23 protein-coding genes are annotated in these 16922 nt (G+C 34.9%); 11 read left to right on the top strand and 12 right to left on the bottom strand.

The annotated features are described in order from the left end of the window. Position 1 precedes the first annotated feature (1 nt). The 5 genes from B4B65_RS07335 to B4B65_RS07355 are packed head-to-tail and all read left to right on the top strand — an operon-like array spanning position 2 to position 3657. The gene (locus tag B4B65_RS07335) at positions 2-2068 is read left to right on the top strand and encodes a hypothetical protein (protein WP_293914704.1); all 2067 of its coding nucleotides are present in this window, start codon (positions 2-4) and stop codon (positions 2066-2068) included. A gap of 9 nt (positions 2069-2077) precedes the next feature. Continuing rightward, the gene (locus tag B4B65_RS07340; protein WP_293914706.1) at positions 2078-2569 is read left to right on the top strand and encodes a M15 family metallopeptidase; all 492 of its coding nucleotides are present in this window, start codon (positions 2078-2080) and stop codon (positions 2567-2569) included. Then, complete coding sequence (locus B4B65_RS07345; RefSeq protein ID WP_002992985.1) at positions 2569-2877, top strand: hypothetical protein; 309 nt, start codon at positions 2569-2571, stop codon at positions 2875-2877. Before B4B65_RS07340 ends, B4B65_RS07345 begins: the two co-directional genes overlap by 1 nt. Beyond that, a complete protein-coding gene (locus B4B65_RS07350; protein WP_293914709.1) occupies positions 2874-3041 on the top strand; it encodes a hypothetical protein in 168 nt (55 codons plus the stop codon). The genes B4B65_RS07345 and B4B65_RS07350 overlap by 4 nt, the downstream gene beginning before the upstream one ends. Continuing rightward, complete coding sequence (locus B4B65_RS07355; RefSeq protein WP_293914711.1) at positions 3034-3657, top strand: hypothetical protein; 624 nt, start codon at positions 3034-3036, stop codon at positions 3655-3657. The genes B4B65_RS07350 and B4B65_RS07355 overlap by 8 nt, the downstream gene beginning before the upstream one ends. Positions 3658-3736: 79 nt before the next feature. On the opposite strand, the gene B4B65_RS07360 is transcribed toward B4B65_RS07355, so the two are convergent. From B4B65_RS07360 to B4B65_RS07375, 4 genes are all read right to left on the bottom strand, one after another. Then, positions 3737-4366, bottom strand: coding sequence for a nitroreductase family protein (locus tag B4B65_RS07360; RefSeq protein ID WP_293914713.1), 630 nt, complete (start codon positions 4364-4366; stop codon positions 3737-3739). A gap of 71 nt (positions 4367-4437) precedes the next feature. After that, a complete protein-coding gene (locus B4B65_RS07365; RefSeq protein WP_293914715.1) occupies positions 4438-4782 on the bottom strand; it encodes a YciI family protein in 345 nt (114 codons plus the stop codon). 16 nt (positions 4783-4798) lie between these two features. After that, entirely contained in the window at positions 4799-5659 is an 861-nt protein-coding gene (locus tag B4B65_RS07370) for an SDR family oxidoreductase (protein WP_293914717.1), read from the bottom strand. 11 nt (positions 5660-5670) lie between these two features. Next, on the bottom strand, positions 5671-6075 hold the full coding sequence (locus B4B65_RS07375; RefSeq protein WP_293914719.1) for a nuclear transport factor 2 family protein: 405 nt from the start codon (positions 6073-6075) through the stop codon (positions 5671-5673). 153 nt (positions 6076-6228) lie between these two features. Between B4B65_RS07375 and B4B65_RS07380 the strand changes: the two genes are divergently transcribed. Beyond that, positions 6229-6600 (top strand): winged helix-turn-helix transcriptional regulator, encoded by a 372-nt coding sequence (locus B4B65_RS07380; RefSeq protein WP_293914721.1) that lies wholly within the window; start codon positions 6229-6231, stop codon positions 6598-6600. A 496-nt stretch (positions 6601-7096) separates the two neighbouring features. Here the strand turns inward: B4B65_RS07380 and B4B65_RS21685 are convergent, their stop codons facing one another. Then, complete coding sequence (locus B4B65_RS21685) at positions 7097-7303, bottom strand: DUF6965 family protein (RefSeq protein ID WP_409590513.1); 207 nt, start codon at positions 7301-7303, stop codon at positions 7097-7099. Positions 7304-7823: 520 nt separating this feature from the next. Between B4B65_RS21685 and B4B65_RS07385 the strand changes: the two genes are divergently transcribed. From B4B65_RS07385 to B4B65_RS07395, 3 genes are read left to right on the top strand one after another with little or no spacing between them, the layout of a single operon-like run. After that, a complete protein-coding gene (locus B4B65_RS07385; RefSeq protein ID WP_293914723.1) occupies positions 7824-8147 on the top strand; it encodes a hypothetical protein in 324 nt (107 codons plus the stop codon). Then, entirely contained in the window at positions 8147-8425 is a 279-nt protein-coding gene (locus tag B4B65_RS07390; RefSeq protein WP_293914725.1) for a hypothetical protein, read from the top strand. Before B4B65_RS07385 ends, B4B65_RS07390 begins: the two co-directional genes overlap by 1 nt. A 51-nt stretch (positions 8426-8476) precedes the next feature. Next, on the top strand, positions 8477-8662 hold the full coding sequence (locus tag B4B65_RS07395; protein WP_293914727.1) for a hypothetical protein: 186 nt from the start codon (positions 8477-8479) through the stop codon (positions 8660-8662). 50 nt (positions 8663-8712) lie between these two features. Here the strand turns inward: B4B65_RS07395 and B4B65_RS07400 are convergent, their stop codons facing one another. After that, on the bottom strand, positions 8713-10836 hold the full coding sequence (locus B4B65_RS07400) for a catalase (protein ID WP_293914729.1): 2124 nt from the start codon (positions 10834-10836) through the stop codon (positions 8713-8715). A gap of 230 nt (positions 10837-11066) precedes the next feature. On the opposite strand from B4B65_RS07400, the gene B4B65_RS07405 reads away from it, so the two are divergent. Next, positions 11067-11315, top strand: a complete 249-nt coding sequence (locus tag B4B65_RS07405; protein WP_293914731.1) for a peptide ABC transporter — start codon at positions 11067-11069, stop codon at positions 11313-11315. Between the two features lie 65 nt (positions 11316-11380). On the opposite strand, the gene B4B65_RS07410 is transcribed toward B4B65_RS07405, so the two are convergent. The 4 genes from B4B65_RS07410 to B4B65_RS07425 form a co-directional block, all read right to left on the bottom strand. Then, on the bottom strand, positions 11381-12895 hold the full coding sequence (locus tag B4B65_RS07410) for an alpha-L-fucosidase (protein WP_293914733.1): 1515 nt from the start codon (positions 12893-12895) through the stop codon (positions 11381-11383). A 162-nt stretch (positions 12896-13057) separates the two neighbouring features. Next, the gene (locus B4B65_RS07415; RefSeq protein ID WP_293914735.1) at positions 13058-13267 is read right to left on the bottom strand and encodes a hypothetical protein; all 210 of its coding nucleotides are present in this window, start codon (positions 13265-13267) and stop codon (positions 13058-13060) included. 48 nt (positions 13268-13315) lie between these two features. Next, positions 13316-13651 carry a hypothetical protein gene (locus tag B4B65_RS07420; protein WP_293914737.1) on the bottom strand — a complete coding sequence of 112 codons (336 nt, stop codon included), beginning with the start codon at positions 13649-13651 and terminating at the stop codon, positions 13316-13318. Positions 13652-14064: 413 nt separating this feature from the next. Continuing rightward, positions 14065-14349 (bottom strand): hypothetical protein, encoded by a 285-nt coding sequence (locus B4B65_RS07425; protein ID WP_293914739.1) that lies wholly within the window; start codon positions 14347-14349, stop codon positions 14065-14067. Positions 14350-14994: 645 nt separating this feature from the next. On the opposite strand from B4B65_RS07425, the gene B4B65_RS07430 reads away from it, so the two are divergent. After that, positions 14995-16125 carry a Fic family protein gene (locus tag B4B65_RS07430; protein WP_293914741.1) on the top strand — a complete coding sequence of 377 codons (1131 nt, stop codon included), beginning with the start codon at positions 14995-14997 and terminating at the stop codon, positions 16123-16125. Positions 16126-16303: 178 nt separating this feature from the next. Here the strand turns inward: B4B65_RS07430 and B4B65_RS07435 are convergent, their stop codons facing one another. Further along, positions 16304-16705 (bottom strand): type II toxin-antitoxin system HicB family antitoxin, encoded by a 402-nt coding sequence (locus B4B65_RS07435; RefSeq protein WP_293914743.1) that lies wholly within the window; start codon positions 16703-16705, stop codon positions 16304-16306. A 37-nt stretch (positions 16706-16742) separates the two neighbouring features. Then, positions 16743-16922, bottom strand: a complete 180-nt coding sequence (locus B4B65_RS07440; protein ID WP_293914745.1) for a type II toxin-antitoxin system HicA family toxin — start codon at positions 16920-16922, stop codon at positions 16743-16745.

Raw genomic sequence — 16922 nt, forward strand, 5'->3', positions numbered from 1 at the left:
TATGGCCTTAGAAGAATATAATAGATTTTCAGATCAGGACAGGATTGCAAGAGATGCCAATTTAGAAATAACAGAAGCATTTTTTCCACCTTATTTTGAAAGCTTGCAATTGTTGGATATCGGTGATAACGATCCGGCCAAAGTAGGCGCAATAGCTACATTCAAAGACGGAACAGCCACGAGTCTAGCTATATATCAGGGTGCTGGTTTTTGGAAAGTCGGCACAGGATATACAGACGCTGAGATCGATGCAATGATTACAGCAGCTAAAAATCGGGCTAATCACACAGGTACTCAGGCCATCAATACGATTGAGGGGCTCGAAGCTGCATTGGCTGCGAAAATATCTACAAGCGAAAAGGGAGTTTCAAATGGGGTCGCTACTTTGGATGGCGGCGGAAAAGTCCCGGCTAATCAACTTCCTAATTCAGTAATGACAGTCGAGGGACCATGGAATGCTGCGACTAACACACCAACGTTAAGCAATGGTACGGGCAATGCAGGAATGGTGTATGAAGTTACAACTGCAGGTACTGTTAACCTAGGAGATGGAAATATTACTTTCAAAGTTGGGGATTGGGCAGTATACGGTGCCGATGGCAAGTGGTATAAGTCCGTTAACAGCAATGAGGTTACATCTGTTAATGGTAAGACTGGATCTGTTATTATTGCACCTGGAGATCTTGATGTTTCCAATGGACTTTTTATTGTGGGTAATTCTTCCGGTAAAGGCGGAACCAGGAAGATATTACCTAGCGACATGGGTTTAACATCAGGAGGTGTATTATACGCTCTTAGTCCTTCAGTCTGGAGCGAACTATTTGCATCAGATAATGCTACGCCCAGCACTGTTGCTATTCGATCTGCAGCGTCATCAAGTTCCCCTGGAGAAATAAAAGCAGGTCCCGCTATCAATCCGGAAGGTCTTGTTCGGTTAGATCAGATGAATACGGCACTGGCTGGGAAAGCCAATTCAGACGGTTCTAATGCATCAGGAACATGGCCGATTGCTATCAGTGGTAATGCGCCAATTTGGGGAGGACAACAATATTCATCAGATGAAGTGCCAATTAACAATTATATACTTGCATATGGTGCAGACGGCAAATGGCATCCTTCTAATAAAGAGAGAGTGAATGCTTTTCTTGGAGCTCCTTCGACTGGTGAAACGCTCCAATCAGTGACTGATAGAGGCGCTGCTACAGATAAAGCATTAAAGAGCTCTGGTTTAGGAGTTAGCAATATTCTTAGTTATACCGGTACAAGTGGTGTTATTGGAACAGAATCAAATCATGACCTTGAATTATGGGCTAACGCTACCGCTCAAGTCAAGATATTAAAAAATGGAAATGTAGGTGTTGGAACTACAGCACCATCAACTAAATTAGATGTCAATGGAGTCGTGACAGCAACTGGTGGTAATTCAACTCAATGGAATACAGCGTATACAGACAGGGTTGATTTAACAGCTAATCAAACAGTTGATGGCAACAAGACCTTTGTGAACTATTTGCGATCAAATCAAGGGTTTACAGCATACGCCTCTGTAAACAGTCAGGCCACGTATAGACCAACTGGCATAACATTTAACCCAGCAGCGAATACATACGCTACTATAGATGTTAACACCAGTGGGGGGCTAACTATCCGCACAGCTGATGGTTCTGCAACCGCACAAATTCGTATGACCTTCTTGACTCCTAATGGAGCAACCGCAAGATCAGTAATGCTTTCGGGGCGTGCTTATTATGGAGGCGATTATACGGGTGCGTTTGAAGCCAACGATTTAATTCCAAAAAAATATGTTGATGATAAAATTCAGCTCATCACATTGCGTGCAACAATTAGCGCTGGTGTGGCCGTTTTGGATGGAGGTGCTGTTGCTTCGGGATATAGATATATCGTTCAAGGAGCATGCTTATATAACGGTACAACGCCTGAATTTTTATCGCTTTCAAAACTTGCTATTCATGCAGGAACAACGGGTAATATTGTAGCGCAATATGAAACCACATCCGTAGACAATGGGAAAGATGTAGAGGTATTGATTTTGAAGATTAAAATATAAGGAGTGAACATGGCAGATATAAGATTGCAATATGCGGATGAGATAACCTTAGCAAGAATTGAGCTTATGCATCCAAAAATTAGAGAGGAGGTAAGAGAAATATATCTCCAGATTAATACAGCCTTACCAAAAGGGGTTAGATTAAGATTGTCTCAGACTCTCAGGACATTCAAAGAACAGGATGAATTATTCAGCAAACGTCCTAAAGTCACTAATGCAAAAGGAGGACAGAGCATTCATAATTACGGATTAGCCTTTGATATAGTTATTCTATATGACAAGGATAATAATGGATCTTTCGAAACCGCAAGTTGGGCTTTAGACATAAATTTTATGAAGGTTGTTAATTTTTTTAAATCAAAAGGCTGGACATGGGGTGGAGATTGGAAAAGCTTTAAAGACTACCCACACTTTGAAAAGACATTTGGTAATACATGGCAATCTTTGATTGTGAAAAAAAGTGCAAAAGATAGTAATGGTAATTATTATGTGATTTTATAATGAAAGAAAACGAAGACTACATCGGGAATAGGGTAAACGACTTAGGTAAGATTTATAAATGGATTAAGGATAATCCTATGGCTTTCTTGTGTTCTGTTATGACGGTAATTGCTTTCTTATTCATTTGGCTATTCGTAGACGCTAAGAATGAGAATATCCGCATAACACAGCAGATGAGCAAGCAGATAACCGATGAAGTCAGAAGACAGGTACCTATATCTGTGAGGGAGCAATTGCAGCCGATTAAAGATAGCGTGGATAACACCAAGTCTAACATAGATAAATTAATAGAAAGGGTGACAAAATGAAGAGAATAGCATTGTTTATAATCGTAATGGCAGCCACTACGGTAATGATATCATCTGGAACTGCTGGTGAATTGGAAAGAAGTTCTAATGTAGAGATGATAAAAAGTATGAATGAGCTTAAAAACTCTGTTGATTCATTAACTAGAATATTGAACCATGAGTAGTAAGTTATTGATATTATTGGCCATGCTCACACTTTCAGGGTGTGGCCTATTCCGTAAGTCATCAAAGAAATCTGAAAAGGTATCATTTGAAGTATCTCAAAAAAAGGATAGCATTTCTAGAGAAAGTATTAAGACTGATTCGATAGGCAAGAACTTATCTATCGATAAAGGGACGATAGTTACTGAAACTGAGAGAACGACTATTACCGAAAAGAAAGGCGGCACTATCAAAGGATCAATTCCATTAGAGAGAATTCCTAAGGGCTTAGAAATATTACTGAAAGATTCGGCTGGCACAAAAATATCATTAATGTTAGATTCAATATCAAATCAATTGAATGTCCGAGTTGATCAGCCGGGAGAAAAAACAACAATATCTGAAAAGATTCACCACACTGAGAATAAAAATAAAACAGATCAACAGGAAAGCAAAACTAATAATGAAATCAACAAGGAAGCTACTGTGAATAGCCAAGACAGAAAGAAGGTGTCGGTATCACAGGTTAGTAAAGAAAGTGAACCGGATAACTGGAGTTTTATATTTTGGTGGATTGGGATAAGTTTAGGGGTTGTAGTTGTTGTTTGGGTTTTGAGTAAGAAACTATTTGGTAATTGATAGTTTTAATTATATATTAATTGATCTTGAAAAATCACGTAAATCTAATGATATAGATCTTTTTCAAGATCAATTAATTCTAAATCTCAGTTATTAATTCTGATTTTGTTTGACGGTATTTTTTTAACGGAAGTAACCAGTCCTCATCAGCTTTGCGTTTACCTAAAGCTAATAATAAAACCGATCTCAAACCTTTTTCTTTTAATCTTAAATACTCCTCTATTCCTTGTTTATCAAAACCTTCCATAGGTGTTGCGTCTACACCTAATTGTGCTGCGGCTACGATAGCAACTCCAACTGCAATGTGAGCTTGCTTGGCAGTATGATGATATTGCTCTTCCTCAGAAAATGTACTAAACAAATTTTTGAGATTTAACTCCGTCTGGCTAGTTGTTTCTATAGGTAAATTGCGTAGCTCATTCATAGCTATATGTACTCTTTCTATAGTTTCATTAGTTATCTTATTCCATGATGTAAACACCAATAAATGAGAAGATTCTACAATTTGAGGCTGTCCCAATGCAAGAGGTAGAATTTCTGATTTAACTTTAGGATCAGAAATTACATAAATATGTATAGGTTGTAAGCCGGCTGAACTTGGTGCCAATCGAATTGCTTCTATTATCTGATCAATTATATCTTTTTCCAGTTTTTCTCCGGTCATTCGCTTTGTCGCGTATCTCCAATTCAATGCTTCTATAATATTCATTTTTTATAGATAAAACTTATTTTAATTTTTGTATTCGATTTATAGCAAAAAACAATATAATTTACAAACGCTTATCTAAGCATTATTTCTCTAATTTCTATGCTTCCACCTGCTTTTAAGATAGGGTTAGAACTGGCAACTTCTTTTGCAGACTCTAAATTCTCGGCTTTAATGACTAAATAGCCGGTAAGAAAATGGCTTATTTCTGAGAAGGCTCCTTCTCTAATCGAACCATCAGCAAATATAGTTGTAGCCATAGATGGAGAAGGAGGCATTGTTCCGCCCAAATTAACAACGATATTTTTTTTTTGGATCTCTTCAAGCCATTCAGCCCTTAATTTGATTTCTTGAGAATCGAAGAAAGCTTCAGCTGACATATTTGTATTGGCTCTGAGTAATAAAACAAAGTTTTTCATTTCGATAAGTTTATATTTAAATTTTAAATAATTCTGTCATAAAAGAATCCAAAGACGCTGTCTTCCTTCCCAAAAGTTCTTCTAAAGTTTTGCTTTCTATTTCATACTGGTGCGTTTTTATATCGTAAATTGTACCTGAATGTAAGAAAATAACAAAATCAGGTAATCCAGTTTCCTTCAAGTTTGACTTGAAATTGTCATCTGTGATATTATTATATAAAACTGTTTTACCACTTAACTTAGAAAGTTCAGAAGCAACCTCAGCATAACTAAAGCTTTTTGAACCTGTGAAATCGTAAGTTCTGTTTCCAAGTCCTTCTTGCAGTAGTAAGTTGGCTGTTGCTTCGCCCATTTCCCGACGTAAAGCATAAGGTACTTTTCCATTTCCTCCAGGAATATTAATTCCTTTTTCTAAAACATTAGGTCCTAGTATTTGAAGTAAAGCATCAGCATACATAGTATTTCTCAATATAGTATACACCAACCCACTTTCTTTAATATAATCTTCTGTTTGAAAATGGCTAATCATTAAATCTTTAACTCCAGAAGTTTGTATATCTCTTATTGCCAGACTGGTATATACTATGTGAAGTACGCCTTGATTTTTAGCTGCATCTATAACTTTTTTATGTTGTTCAAAACGAGATTTATCCATTGTTGAAATCAGCAACAATTTCGTTATACCTTTAAAGGCAATATCTAATGTTTTTTGATTATTAAAGTTTGCCAAACGAGCTTTTAACCCTTGAGAAGTAAGTAATTCTACTCCTTCTTGATTACTTGATGTAACAATGAAATCTTCATTTGAAATATGTTTTTTAAGTTGTTGTACAACACTACTACCTAAATTTCCTGTCGCTCCAGTTACTAATATCATATGTATAATTTTTATTGTGGATCATTGCCTCCGTACTCCTCCGGTAGAGCAGAGGTTGCAAATTCTTCCATTTTTGATATTAAACCATTTGTTACTGTATATATTTGTACCCATGAATTTTTAAGGTGTTGACCATTTTCTTTGGTGATGAAATGTTCATTGCCAATAATTACAACATTATTATCTTGTTCTATAAATTTATTTGCATTGAAGAATACAACTTCCAATGCATTGATATTAAATTCGAAAAACATTTGAGCTCCATCTTTTCCTTTAAATCTAGCTGCAGGCATTGTCTTTGTTCCATGATATATTAATACTGCGTCCTCCGAAAATGCATCTACTACTTCTGGAATGTTTTTTTTGCGAAATGCTTCAAGCATCTTGTCAACAATTTTTCTTGTGTGTGTTGCCATAGTTATTATTTATTTTAAGCTAATTACTGATGACAAAACTAGCAACATGTTATTTTACGATTACTATCACTTTCCTATTGGAAAGTACTATCTTGTTGGAAAGTAGGTGATTAATCGGTCGATCTTTAAGGTATATTTGCATAATTTTAAACTATGAAATCAAATAATCAAGCTCCTGCATTTTGTCGATTTCGAACAAATGCAGTGAAAGATAGCATGTCAATAATTAATGGTAAATGGAAAATTCATATACTTGGTACTTTACTGTACGGAGGTAAGATGCGATTTATGGATCTTCAAAGAGAAATCGATGGAATTGGTGCTAAAATGTTATCGAAGGAATTACAAGATTTAGAAATTAATCAGCTTATAACACGGAAAGTCTTAAATACAAAACCCATAACAGTTGAATATGAACTTACAGAATTAGGACGTACTCTAGAGCCTACTATTGATGCTATTGCTCAATGGGGGATTGATTATAGAGAACATCAATTCGGTCAAAAAATTGATAATTTAAAATAGTTTTGATAAAACGTAATTTAAAAAATAAGTTTATCAATTAGCTATAACTTATCCGAATGGTGTTCATGGAGCCAACTAATCATTTGATCTACTATTTCATTAAGTCCATCAAGCGGGAAAGTACTGTACTCAAACAACATAAAATGATTTGTTCTATTGAAATTCAGTTCTTTGAATTGACAATAAACTCCTGAATCTGGATGAATGCAAATCCACAATCTATCTGTCGTATTGTATTCAATTATAAAATGTTGCATATAAGAGCTTTTTTAGGCTAAAAGCTCTTATCAAAACTATATTAGACATAAAAGTTTATATAGTCCCATTATCGGACATTTAGAATATGCTGGCAATATAGCATAATTAAAACGTAATTTATAGAATTTTTATAATAATAGCGAAGTGGGCGCCTCGCTATTAATGTAATCAATAAAAATGCTAAATTAGGTAGATGTTACATTAAGTAAGATATAAACAATTCTAATTTAATAAAATTTTACCTTTTCTCCAATGCTTCTTTCAACTTGATCAACATCAAATAAGAAGGGCATCTTTCTATTTCTTTTTTCCAACTTTCACAAGCATTAATACTCACTCTTAGGAATCCAGCTACATTAGTGACATACATGTGCGGTGCAATTCTGATCTCTGTAGGGAGATCTTGGGATTCGAAGTATTGTTTAAGTTCTTCTAAAGATATCATAATATTAAAGGAAAGCGAGGAGGGTTAGATCCTCGCTTAAACACTAACTATAAGCCTCCTAGGACGGAGATATTAAATTTCCACTAATATATAAAAAAAGCGAGATATTTATACCTCGCTTAAGTGTTAACCGTTATTGCAATAAGACTTTATAAAATTAGTATTAATATTAATATTTTTTTAAGATATAAATACTCAAAATGATAAGTATTTATACTTGATTTTCAATAGTATGAAGATCCACTAAATTCTTATGCATACCTTCGATAAAATTTTCAAAACATATGGTATTCGTATTACTTTTATTTGGGATTATCATTGTTATCTGTTTAGTTGGAATTCTAGTGTTGTTAGTTCAGTCGTATAACAAGCATGATTATTAAAAAGTATTATTCTCTCCATTCATTAACCTAAGTAAAGGCAGTTAATTTTTTTGGCTGCCTTTTATTGTAACATTTTATTCTGCCTCTTGCATAAATACTAAAAAACTTAGTAATTTTGATGTGCCATGAATAATTTTATGTTGAACAAGCAGAGGGAAGATGCTGCGATGCCTGCTAATTTTGAGATTCTAATTAAGGAGGCAAGGGTTAGTGGATATTGGATATATCATAAGTCAGCTGGCAAGTGGTATACTCCGGAGGAGTTTCAAGAGGTTGCAAGGGAATTGTATTCACGTGAGAGGGATGGAAAACGTAATAATTCAAGTGATTTTGCAGTTCGAGATCCATATTCAGGTATTAATGACCGGGTGAGGTGGATGGATCAAATGAATACTGAGCTTCAGACCTTCAAAAAGAAGATTGATGAGTATTTCCAAGTGCAATTGAAAAAGAAAAAGTGATGAAAGACTTGACTCCTTATCGCATTAACGCCATGCTCAATTATAACAGGACTCAGCGCACTGTATTAGTTGAAATAAGGCCAGGGAATATGGCCCCGAATACCTATACTTTATTTAATAAGGAAAAGACTTCAATGTATGTTTTTCGTAAGGATGATGACGAATGGTTACAGCATTACGGACAGCCTTTTGAAACAGATCTATTTTATGCCATAACGCAAATGCTGGATGAAATAGATCAAGAGATTAATGGAATTGGTATAGATGTTGTTAGCTAGAATTTATCCTATAAATCTTACTTTTTGATATTTATTTTTTTTGTATAAACTATGAAAAAGATTGATTTAACTTTTACTGAATTTCAATACTTAGTTTTGGATGGAGATGACCTCCCTTTATTTACTTTTTCGGACAGAATGGTGGCGGAAAAATTTAAGGACGAGTGCTCTAATCCAAATGATTTTTATACTATTCTAAAAATACCAGTAAATCCAAACTGGAAGGTTATAAAATAAAGAAGGTCGTTAAAAAACGACCTTCAAACTAGATAAGAGAGAAACAATGGTTATGAAGGTACTTTTCTAGTATTTTCCCTTTCCCATACACGATGGCCTTTCATTGTTTTAATAAAATCTTCAATAAGGTTTCCGTCGGATTCAAAAATAACTCCTGAATCTTTATTTTTACTAAGATAAGTTTCGTCAATAAGTTTTTCAGCACCAGTGGCAAAAGCTATTGCTTTACAGTGGCGGAAGCCCTCGTTAATAAAATGCAAATAATCTGGTTCGTCTTGTAATACACTTACAGAATCTCCTTCAGGTGTATAAAATGCATCATAACACACAGAGACCTCTGTTAAATATGAAAATTCTATATCTGCAGTTCCACCTTCTTTAAACTTGACCTTTCCTACATTTGTGGAAATTAATACAGCTTCAGCTCCTTCTTCTTCAAGTGCAGTTTTCATCTTATCGATAGATTTTTTTGATACCCCATCCGCAATTAGAAATGCTACTTTTCTAGTTTCAATGGTTCCCTCTCCTGGTTTGGTTTTCATGCTTAATGCAGCAGATTTTTCAACTTCCGGTTTAGGAGTTTTAATAGGATATTCCGGATGATTTTGTCTTGCAAATTGCAGAGTCAGTTCATCCAATTCAGAAGCAGGTTCAATTCCCAAATTAGCACCTACACGTGCAGCTAATTCTTTATCAATTTGATTAAGTATTGCTAATTCTCTTTTGCGAACATCAACGGAATTAACTTTAGACAATTCAAAACTATAAGCATTAATCATGTGTTCCTGCTCTGGTTTCGATTGAGAATTAAAGAATAATCTAGCTTGGGTAAAATGATCTGCAAAAGAAGTAGATCTACGTCTTACTTTTTTACCATCAACCTTTTCTTCATGACTTTTAAATCCATCTTCCCCTTTTAACATGGCGTGATAAGGACAACCTCCACCAAGACTATTAGGAAAATAGCTAACATTTCCTTTAAGAATATCCTGTCTTCCAAAACCATCCTTTTGATTGTTAAATTTACCATTCACTGAACGATTAATAGGAATCTCATGAAAATTAGGTCCACCAAGACGGTAGTTTTGAGTATCAGCATATGAAAATACTCTACCTTGTAAAAGTGGGTCATTTGTAAGATCTATTCCGGGAACGATGCGACCTGGATCGAAAGCAATCTGTTCTGTTTCTGCAAAGAAGTTTTCCGGATTTCTGTTTAAAGTCATAGTTCCGATTATTTCCACCGGAACTAATTCTTCGGGGATAATTTTCGTAGCATCTAATAAATCAAAAGAAAATTTATGTTCATCCTCTTCAGGGACAAGCTGTACACCCAAATCCCATTGTGGAAAATTTCCTTTTTCAATATTCTCCCATAAATCACGACGATGGAAATCGGCGTCAAATCCCGATATTTTTTGTGCTTCATTCCATGCCACTGAATGAACTCCTAATTTTGGTTTCCAATGAAACTTTACAAATGTTCCTTTACCTTCAGCATTCACAAATTTAAATGTGTGAACTCCAAAACCTTCCATCATACGAAACGATCTTGGAATAGCTCTATCAGACATGGTCCACATAACCATGTGAGCCGCTTCCGGCATCAAGGATATAAAATCCCAAAAAGTATCATGAGCAGAAGCAGCTTGAGGCATTTCATTATTCGGTTCCGGCTTAACTGCATGAACAAGATCTGGAAAATTCATAGCATCCTGTATAAAAAATACAGGAATATTATTTCCTACCAAATCATAATTACCATCTTCAGTATAGAACTTAACAGAAAAACCTCTAACATCTCGAGCTAAATCAGTAGACCCTTTAAATCCTGCAACTGTTGAAAACCTAACAAATAGTGGTGTTACAGTACCTTTCTTAAGAAATGAAGCTTTAGTATATTTAGAAATATCTGCTGTAGCTTCGAATATTCCATGAGCTCCAGACCCCCTTGCATGAACTACTCTTTCAGGGATTCTTTCTCTGTCGAAATGAGCCATTTTGTCCTGATAGATGAAATCTTCTATCAAAGCAGGCCCACGCTCGCCTGCTTTTAGCATATTGTTGTTGTCCTCTATTGGAACACCATCATTTGTGGTGAGAAGGCGCCCATTATTATCGATGACATGATCATCAATTTGCTGTACTTTTTTGTTCTCTCTTTGGTTTTTCATAGTTATTATAATTAGCCTTTATGATAGTAGACCATTTATAAACAATCTATGAAGCGTAAAGTTTCCGAGTTAGGGTATTATATAGAAGTTCGTATAAAACTTCTATTGATTCTGATTGTTTAGAATTTATGTGTAAATACTGAAAATATTGCAGATATTGAAGAATTTGAGGTGTAGCTTTAATAGCTGAAATGTCAGTATGAATATACAATTTAAATAAAAAATGAATTATGCAAGAAATTACTCGAGATCAGATTAAAAGAAAAATAGAGGAATTGAAGGAGGATTTCATTAAGTTAAATCCTAAGATGAAAGGATTATCTTCTGATGAGATTTACAATTCATATTTATACGAAAATCAACTTGAAGTTCCATTATCTGGTAATGGAGAATCTGCAGGATGGCGGATTGAAAGTAGAATTGAAATGGAGGAATTGCAACCTGAAAAATTTAAAAAATTTTTAAACAATAAGGAGTAAGACTTAGCTTACTCCTTACCTTGGTAATTACATTCATGCATGTAGAGTTTTTCTATTGCATTTATCTACATTTTTGCATCCATAAGTTTTTGGGATTTATAATTTGACTTCCCAAGTTTCATTTTGATAACAAATGGATTTGAAGACTGAAATTCAGTAGGTATTTGGATATCGAAATAATTGTTTTCATCAAGATCAATACCAATGTCAGAATGAGATATTTTTAATAGTTGATTTTGCCCCAAAATCACTGCTTCGACAGGAACTTTAGTTAATTTATTTGGAATTGATATTCGTGCGATGTTGTTAACTGGCCGATTAAAGACAGTTAAGTAAAGTATTGAATCTTTCTGTGTATAATAACCAAGTTTAGGCTCTGGTAGTTCTACATGTCGCACTCCATACACAGCTTCGTTATTTACTTTCATCCATTCACCGATTTGCTTTGCGATTTTATCTTCTTCAGGGTGCATATTTCCGTTCCCATCTGGTCCAAAGTTCAAAACCAAATTACCATCCATGGACACTGAGCGCATTAACATGTCTAAGAGATCATTTGTTGTTTTGGTATAAATTCCTGTCCAGTCTTTCATATAGCCCCAACCATTTGGTGGGATTGTCATTACTGCATCCCAATCATTTCCATTTAGCCATTCATATTTTGCGGGAAGTTTTCTTTCCCATCCTTGTTCATAATCTCCAAGGAGATCTCCGTTGCTGTCAAAGTGTCTTTCGCCAAATTCATCATTTCGAAAACGGCTACCGATAATTAGGCCGGGATGTTTTTCACGAAGTTCTTTTTCAAGATTATAGGTGAATTCATATGAATTGATCCATGAATCATCCCAAGTTCCATCAAACCAAAAACCTTTTATCTGTGGATAATTTTCAAGTAACTCCAATAGTTGATTTCTGGTATATTCTAAAAACATTTTGAATTTCTTCTTCTCCTCAGGAGTTTCAAGAGCTTTATCAATATAATTGGGATTGTTCCATTCTAATACAGAAAAATATAAGAATACATCTATTCCTTCAGCCGTATATGCTTCGACAACTTCTTTAACAATATCTTTTTTGTAAGGAGATTTTGAAATATTATAGGTGGAGTATTTAGTAGGCCATAGAGCAAATCCGTCATGATGTTTAGTTGTAAATATCATGTACTTTGCTCCCATATCTTTTGCTTGCTTTGCCCATTTCGATGGAGCGAAATCTTTCGGATTGAATTGTTTATATAGATTATCATATATATTTAACCAATTTTTTGGAGTGGTTGGGCCTTCCCAAGAACGGATCCATTCAGAAGCGGGAGCACCTTTTCTTGCACTTACTCCTTGCCATTCATTTCCTGGAATAGCATATACGCCCCAATGTATAAATTGTCCCAATCCATAGTTCCTAAAAGCATTCATATCATAATCTTTTCGGTTTTTAGGAGTTATTGGACCATATTTCAACTCTTTTCTTTCTCTAGGCTTTTCTTTTGGTCCTGTCCACTGTGCATTTACAATTTTGGGACTAACAAAATGAATTATCATTATTACTAACAAGACAAATTGATTTCTACTATAGATTTTCATAATATCGAGGTTTAAACGATATCTAATTTAGATCAAACTATTTAAACAAATTTCATCAATCGATTGCGAAAAAGACGAAAACGTTTTAGTGTTTAGATTAAATTTTATTATTGTGAAATAGGGATTTAATAAACTTGTATTTCTCAAATTGCTGTCCGATTTTTATGACACATATTCCCTCAAATAGTACCCAAACCAAAACCAGTCTTCCGGCTTGATCGTTTCTCCTGACTTAGGTGTGAATTCAATATATGCCCTGCCTTTATTAGTCCCTTTGATAATATCGCAGCGCATAGCTAAGCCCTGAGCATATATATTAGTAGCTATTGCTTCGTCGATTATTTGGACGATCTTTTCTTCTGATATTCTCATTTTAATAATTTAATTTAAGATTTTGATAAGTGGTTACGGGTAACCGGATTACTCAGAAAACTCAATTTCTCTGATCTCAACTTCTACTCCATGACTAATTTGAGCCAACTTTCTTAGATCAGCATTATTTAATGCGTCTCCATAGTAACTATGTGTTGTGGCTTCGATGATATTTGAGCCATCTAAATATCCGACAGCGAATGTTTTGTTTTTCTTCTGGGCAATTACGATGGTTACCATATGAATATTCCTCCGTAAATAGACCATGCGAGGATAAGAATCACTCCATAAATGAAACCAGACAGATCCAATCCGGATTCTGATTCGTTGAATATTCTGACTATTAAAATTATACTGATGACTATCATCAATAATAAGTGCCATGTTAGTGTTATTGTCATTGTTTATCGGTTAAGATCATTTTATTAGATGTTAAATTTTCATTTTCGCTTCTGTCAGCTGAGCCCAATCGATACGGGCTTGGGGAATTAAGTTTGCTTTGTTTGACTTCAATTATCCCCTCCTTCCCTCTATATCCTAAGTAATCCATGTACCAGCGAGAAACAGTACGAATTCCGCACCCTATTTTATGTGAAACCTCAACAATAGTGTTGCTTTTGTGCAACAGTTCCATTGCAAATGCTCGGGTCTTTAGAGGATATTTATGCTTCATATATTTTCAAAATCTCTATAGGTAATGGAACAGAATATTTCATATTTAAATCCATGATTCTAAAATTTGAAGTGCTAAATAAAGACCTATAGCTAATAATAGGAGTGAAGCGAGTTTTACAACATCAATAACTTGCTGAACCAAAAGACTCTTTTGGCCAAACTTTTTGTAAGTAATCTTTTGCATAATCCGGTAATTTTAATCGTTTAACATTTTTATAATCATCTGTGAATTCATATTCAGTCCAGCCTGCATCTATAAGTTTCATCACGGCCATCTTTAGACTATTTTCTCCTCCTTTTTTTGTTACTAATTCAGAAAGTGAAACAGATTGACCTTCTGGAATTTTTTCCTGTAAGATCTTTAATGCCTTAGCTAAAGGATCTTTAAATGTTTCTGAATATTTCATTTGCGCAACTTTAAGGATGCATGAATTGAATTGATATATTGAAAACAAAATTATATAATGTTTCTTAAAGTTGCAAATAAGAAACAACTAAATTTTACTTTTTTTTATTTTTAATAAGTTACAAAGGGGTGTATATTTGCTTTGTCAAGGTGTGCAAATAGATGTTTCTTAACATGTTTTTACAGAAACTTTTGTTGTTATGCAAGTTGAAAACTTTACAAATGATTTACAATTTTACTTTTTGTGGATTTTTACTTATTGTAAATAAGCACTTTCTGTAGGTTAGAGCGCAGGATTCATAACCCTGAGGTCGGCAGTTCGATCCTGCTCCCCGCTACTAAAAAGCAGATACGGAAGTGTCTGCTTTTGTTGTTTTTGGAAGGGTTATTTATAGTTCGATATTTGTACCAAGATTTTAGCCTATTGTGTAGTATTGCTTGAAAAACCTATTCCTTGATGTTGTTATGGCCTTTTTTTCAAAGTTCGATTTCTCCTTAAGGATTCGGCTACTTGACCCTCTTCCGGTTTGTTGTAGTTACATATTATACATTAAACACGATCTTTGACTATAAAAAGGTATAGTCAAAACAAACTGAATTCCGTTGACTAAGATTATTTTTAGTAAATTTGATGTCAGCTATGACAATGAAAGATTACAAAGCAGGAAGTTTTAATAAGCAATATGGTTATAGAAGTTTTAATCCAAACCCTATAAATAGAGAATGGACTGTTACAAGTCCTGAAATAAATACGTTGTTGGAGGAAGCCAATTTAAGACTTGGTGAATTGAATGCCTTTTCCTCCTTCGTCCCAGATGTGGATGTTTTTATTCGAATGCATATTGTAAAGGAAGCAACGCAATCCAGCCGTATTGAAGGAACTCGGACGAAGATGGACGAAGCGATCATGGAAGCAAAGGATATAAGCCCTGAACAAAAAGATGATTGGCAGGAAGTGCAAAACTATATTGAAGCGATGAACCTCTCCATCACAAGTTTGGAACAGCTACCACTGTCTTCCCGACTGATACGGGATGCCCATCGGATTTTATTGAAAGGAGTGCGGGGCAAAAATAAGCTACCGGGTGAATTTCGCACCAGTCAAAACTGGATTGGTGGTGCAACCATCAATGATGCCGTATTTGTACCTCCACATTATAGCCTTGTCTCTGAAAGTATAGCCGATCTGGAAAAGTTTTTGAACAATGATGAGATACAGGTTCCTCATTTGATAAGGATTGGAATAGCTCATTATCAATTCGAAGCCATACACCCATTTTTGGATGGGAATGGGAGAATAGGAAGACTACTTATCACTTTATACCTGATCAATAAAAAAGTGTTGAGTAAACCCACTCTATATTTATCCGATTTTATTGAGAAAAACAGACAACATTATTATAACAACTTAATGGCCGTTTCCTTGGATAATAAGATTGAACAATGGCTGAGGTTCTTTTTGGTTGGTATCATTGAAACGGCTAAAAGTGCCATAGACACATTCACTAAAATTATCGCATTACGTGATAAAATGGAGAAAGATACTATTGTGTCTCTGGGTAAGAGATTACCGAATGCAAAAGCATTACTGACCTATTTATATAGTAAACCTGTGGTTACCGTCGCTGATGTAATGACCCAACTGAAAGTAACGAAACAAACTGCAAACACATTAATAAAAGATTTTGATAATCTTGGAATACTCAAAGAACAAACTGGGTATAAGCGTAACAGAATATTTGTTTTTGAGGAATACTTAAGGTTATTCGAAAGGTAAATATCTAATATCAGTATTTTGGGACTGTTGCTTTAGCTATTCGAAAAGATCCTCAGCATTCATTATGGCTTCGTAATCTTCTAATAGGTTAGACTTTCCGGAACTGCACCCTACTAAAAAGCAGATACGTAAGTGTCTGCTTTTGTTATTTTCGGCGGTTTTGGAAGGGTTATTTATCCTATACCAACTCCACTGCCTGTAATTCAGCGGCAAGCCGATGAAGTCCTTCTTCGATTTTTTTCAGTTGAGTTTGGCGAGGCTTTTTTAGTCCGGAAGAATAATGCTGTAACTGGCGTTGGTTGATTCCTGTGATTTTTTCCAAAGCTGAGTTGGTAAAGATTCCTTTGTAGTAGTTTAATAGGCTCTCGACATCAAAATGATATATAATTTCATAATCACCTTTTAGTATAGCCGGGATATTTTGTGGAGTAAATTGTTCTTTGATAATATCTATAGCATCCAAAATGGATTGTTTTGCTTCTTCCACGGTATCGCCTCCACCATAGATACCTTCGGCATTCTCTGCATAAGCACTGAACATATCAGCACTGCGTTCAATGACAATTCTTAAGGTTTTCATAATGTTGTGTCTTTTAGTTTTCATTAGGATCCGGAGCTTATTTAAGCCCCAGATCCTTCATGATCTTTTTGCGAAGGCCCTCTCCAATTTCCTTACTACCATGATAGGGAATGGAATAAGTTCTCCCATCTTTCTCATAAATGTAGTGAGATCCACTAATGCGGATAGGATTCCAGCCATTATTACGCAAAAATCTGTGGAATTCACTTGATTTCAT

Origin of the sequence: Sphingobacterium sp. UBA5789 (assembly GCF_002418355.1) — a bacterium.
Lineage (GTDB): Bacteria > Bacteroidota > Bacteroidia > Sphingobacteriales > Sphingobacteriaceae > Sphingobacterium.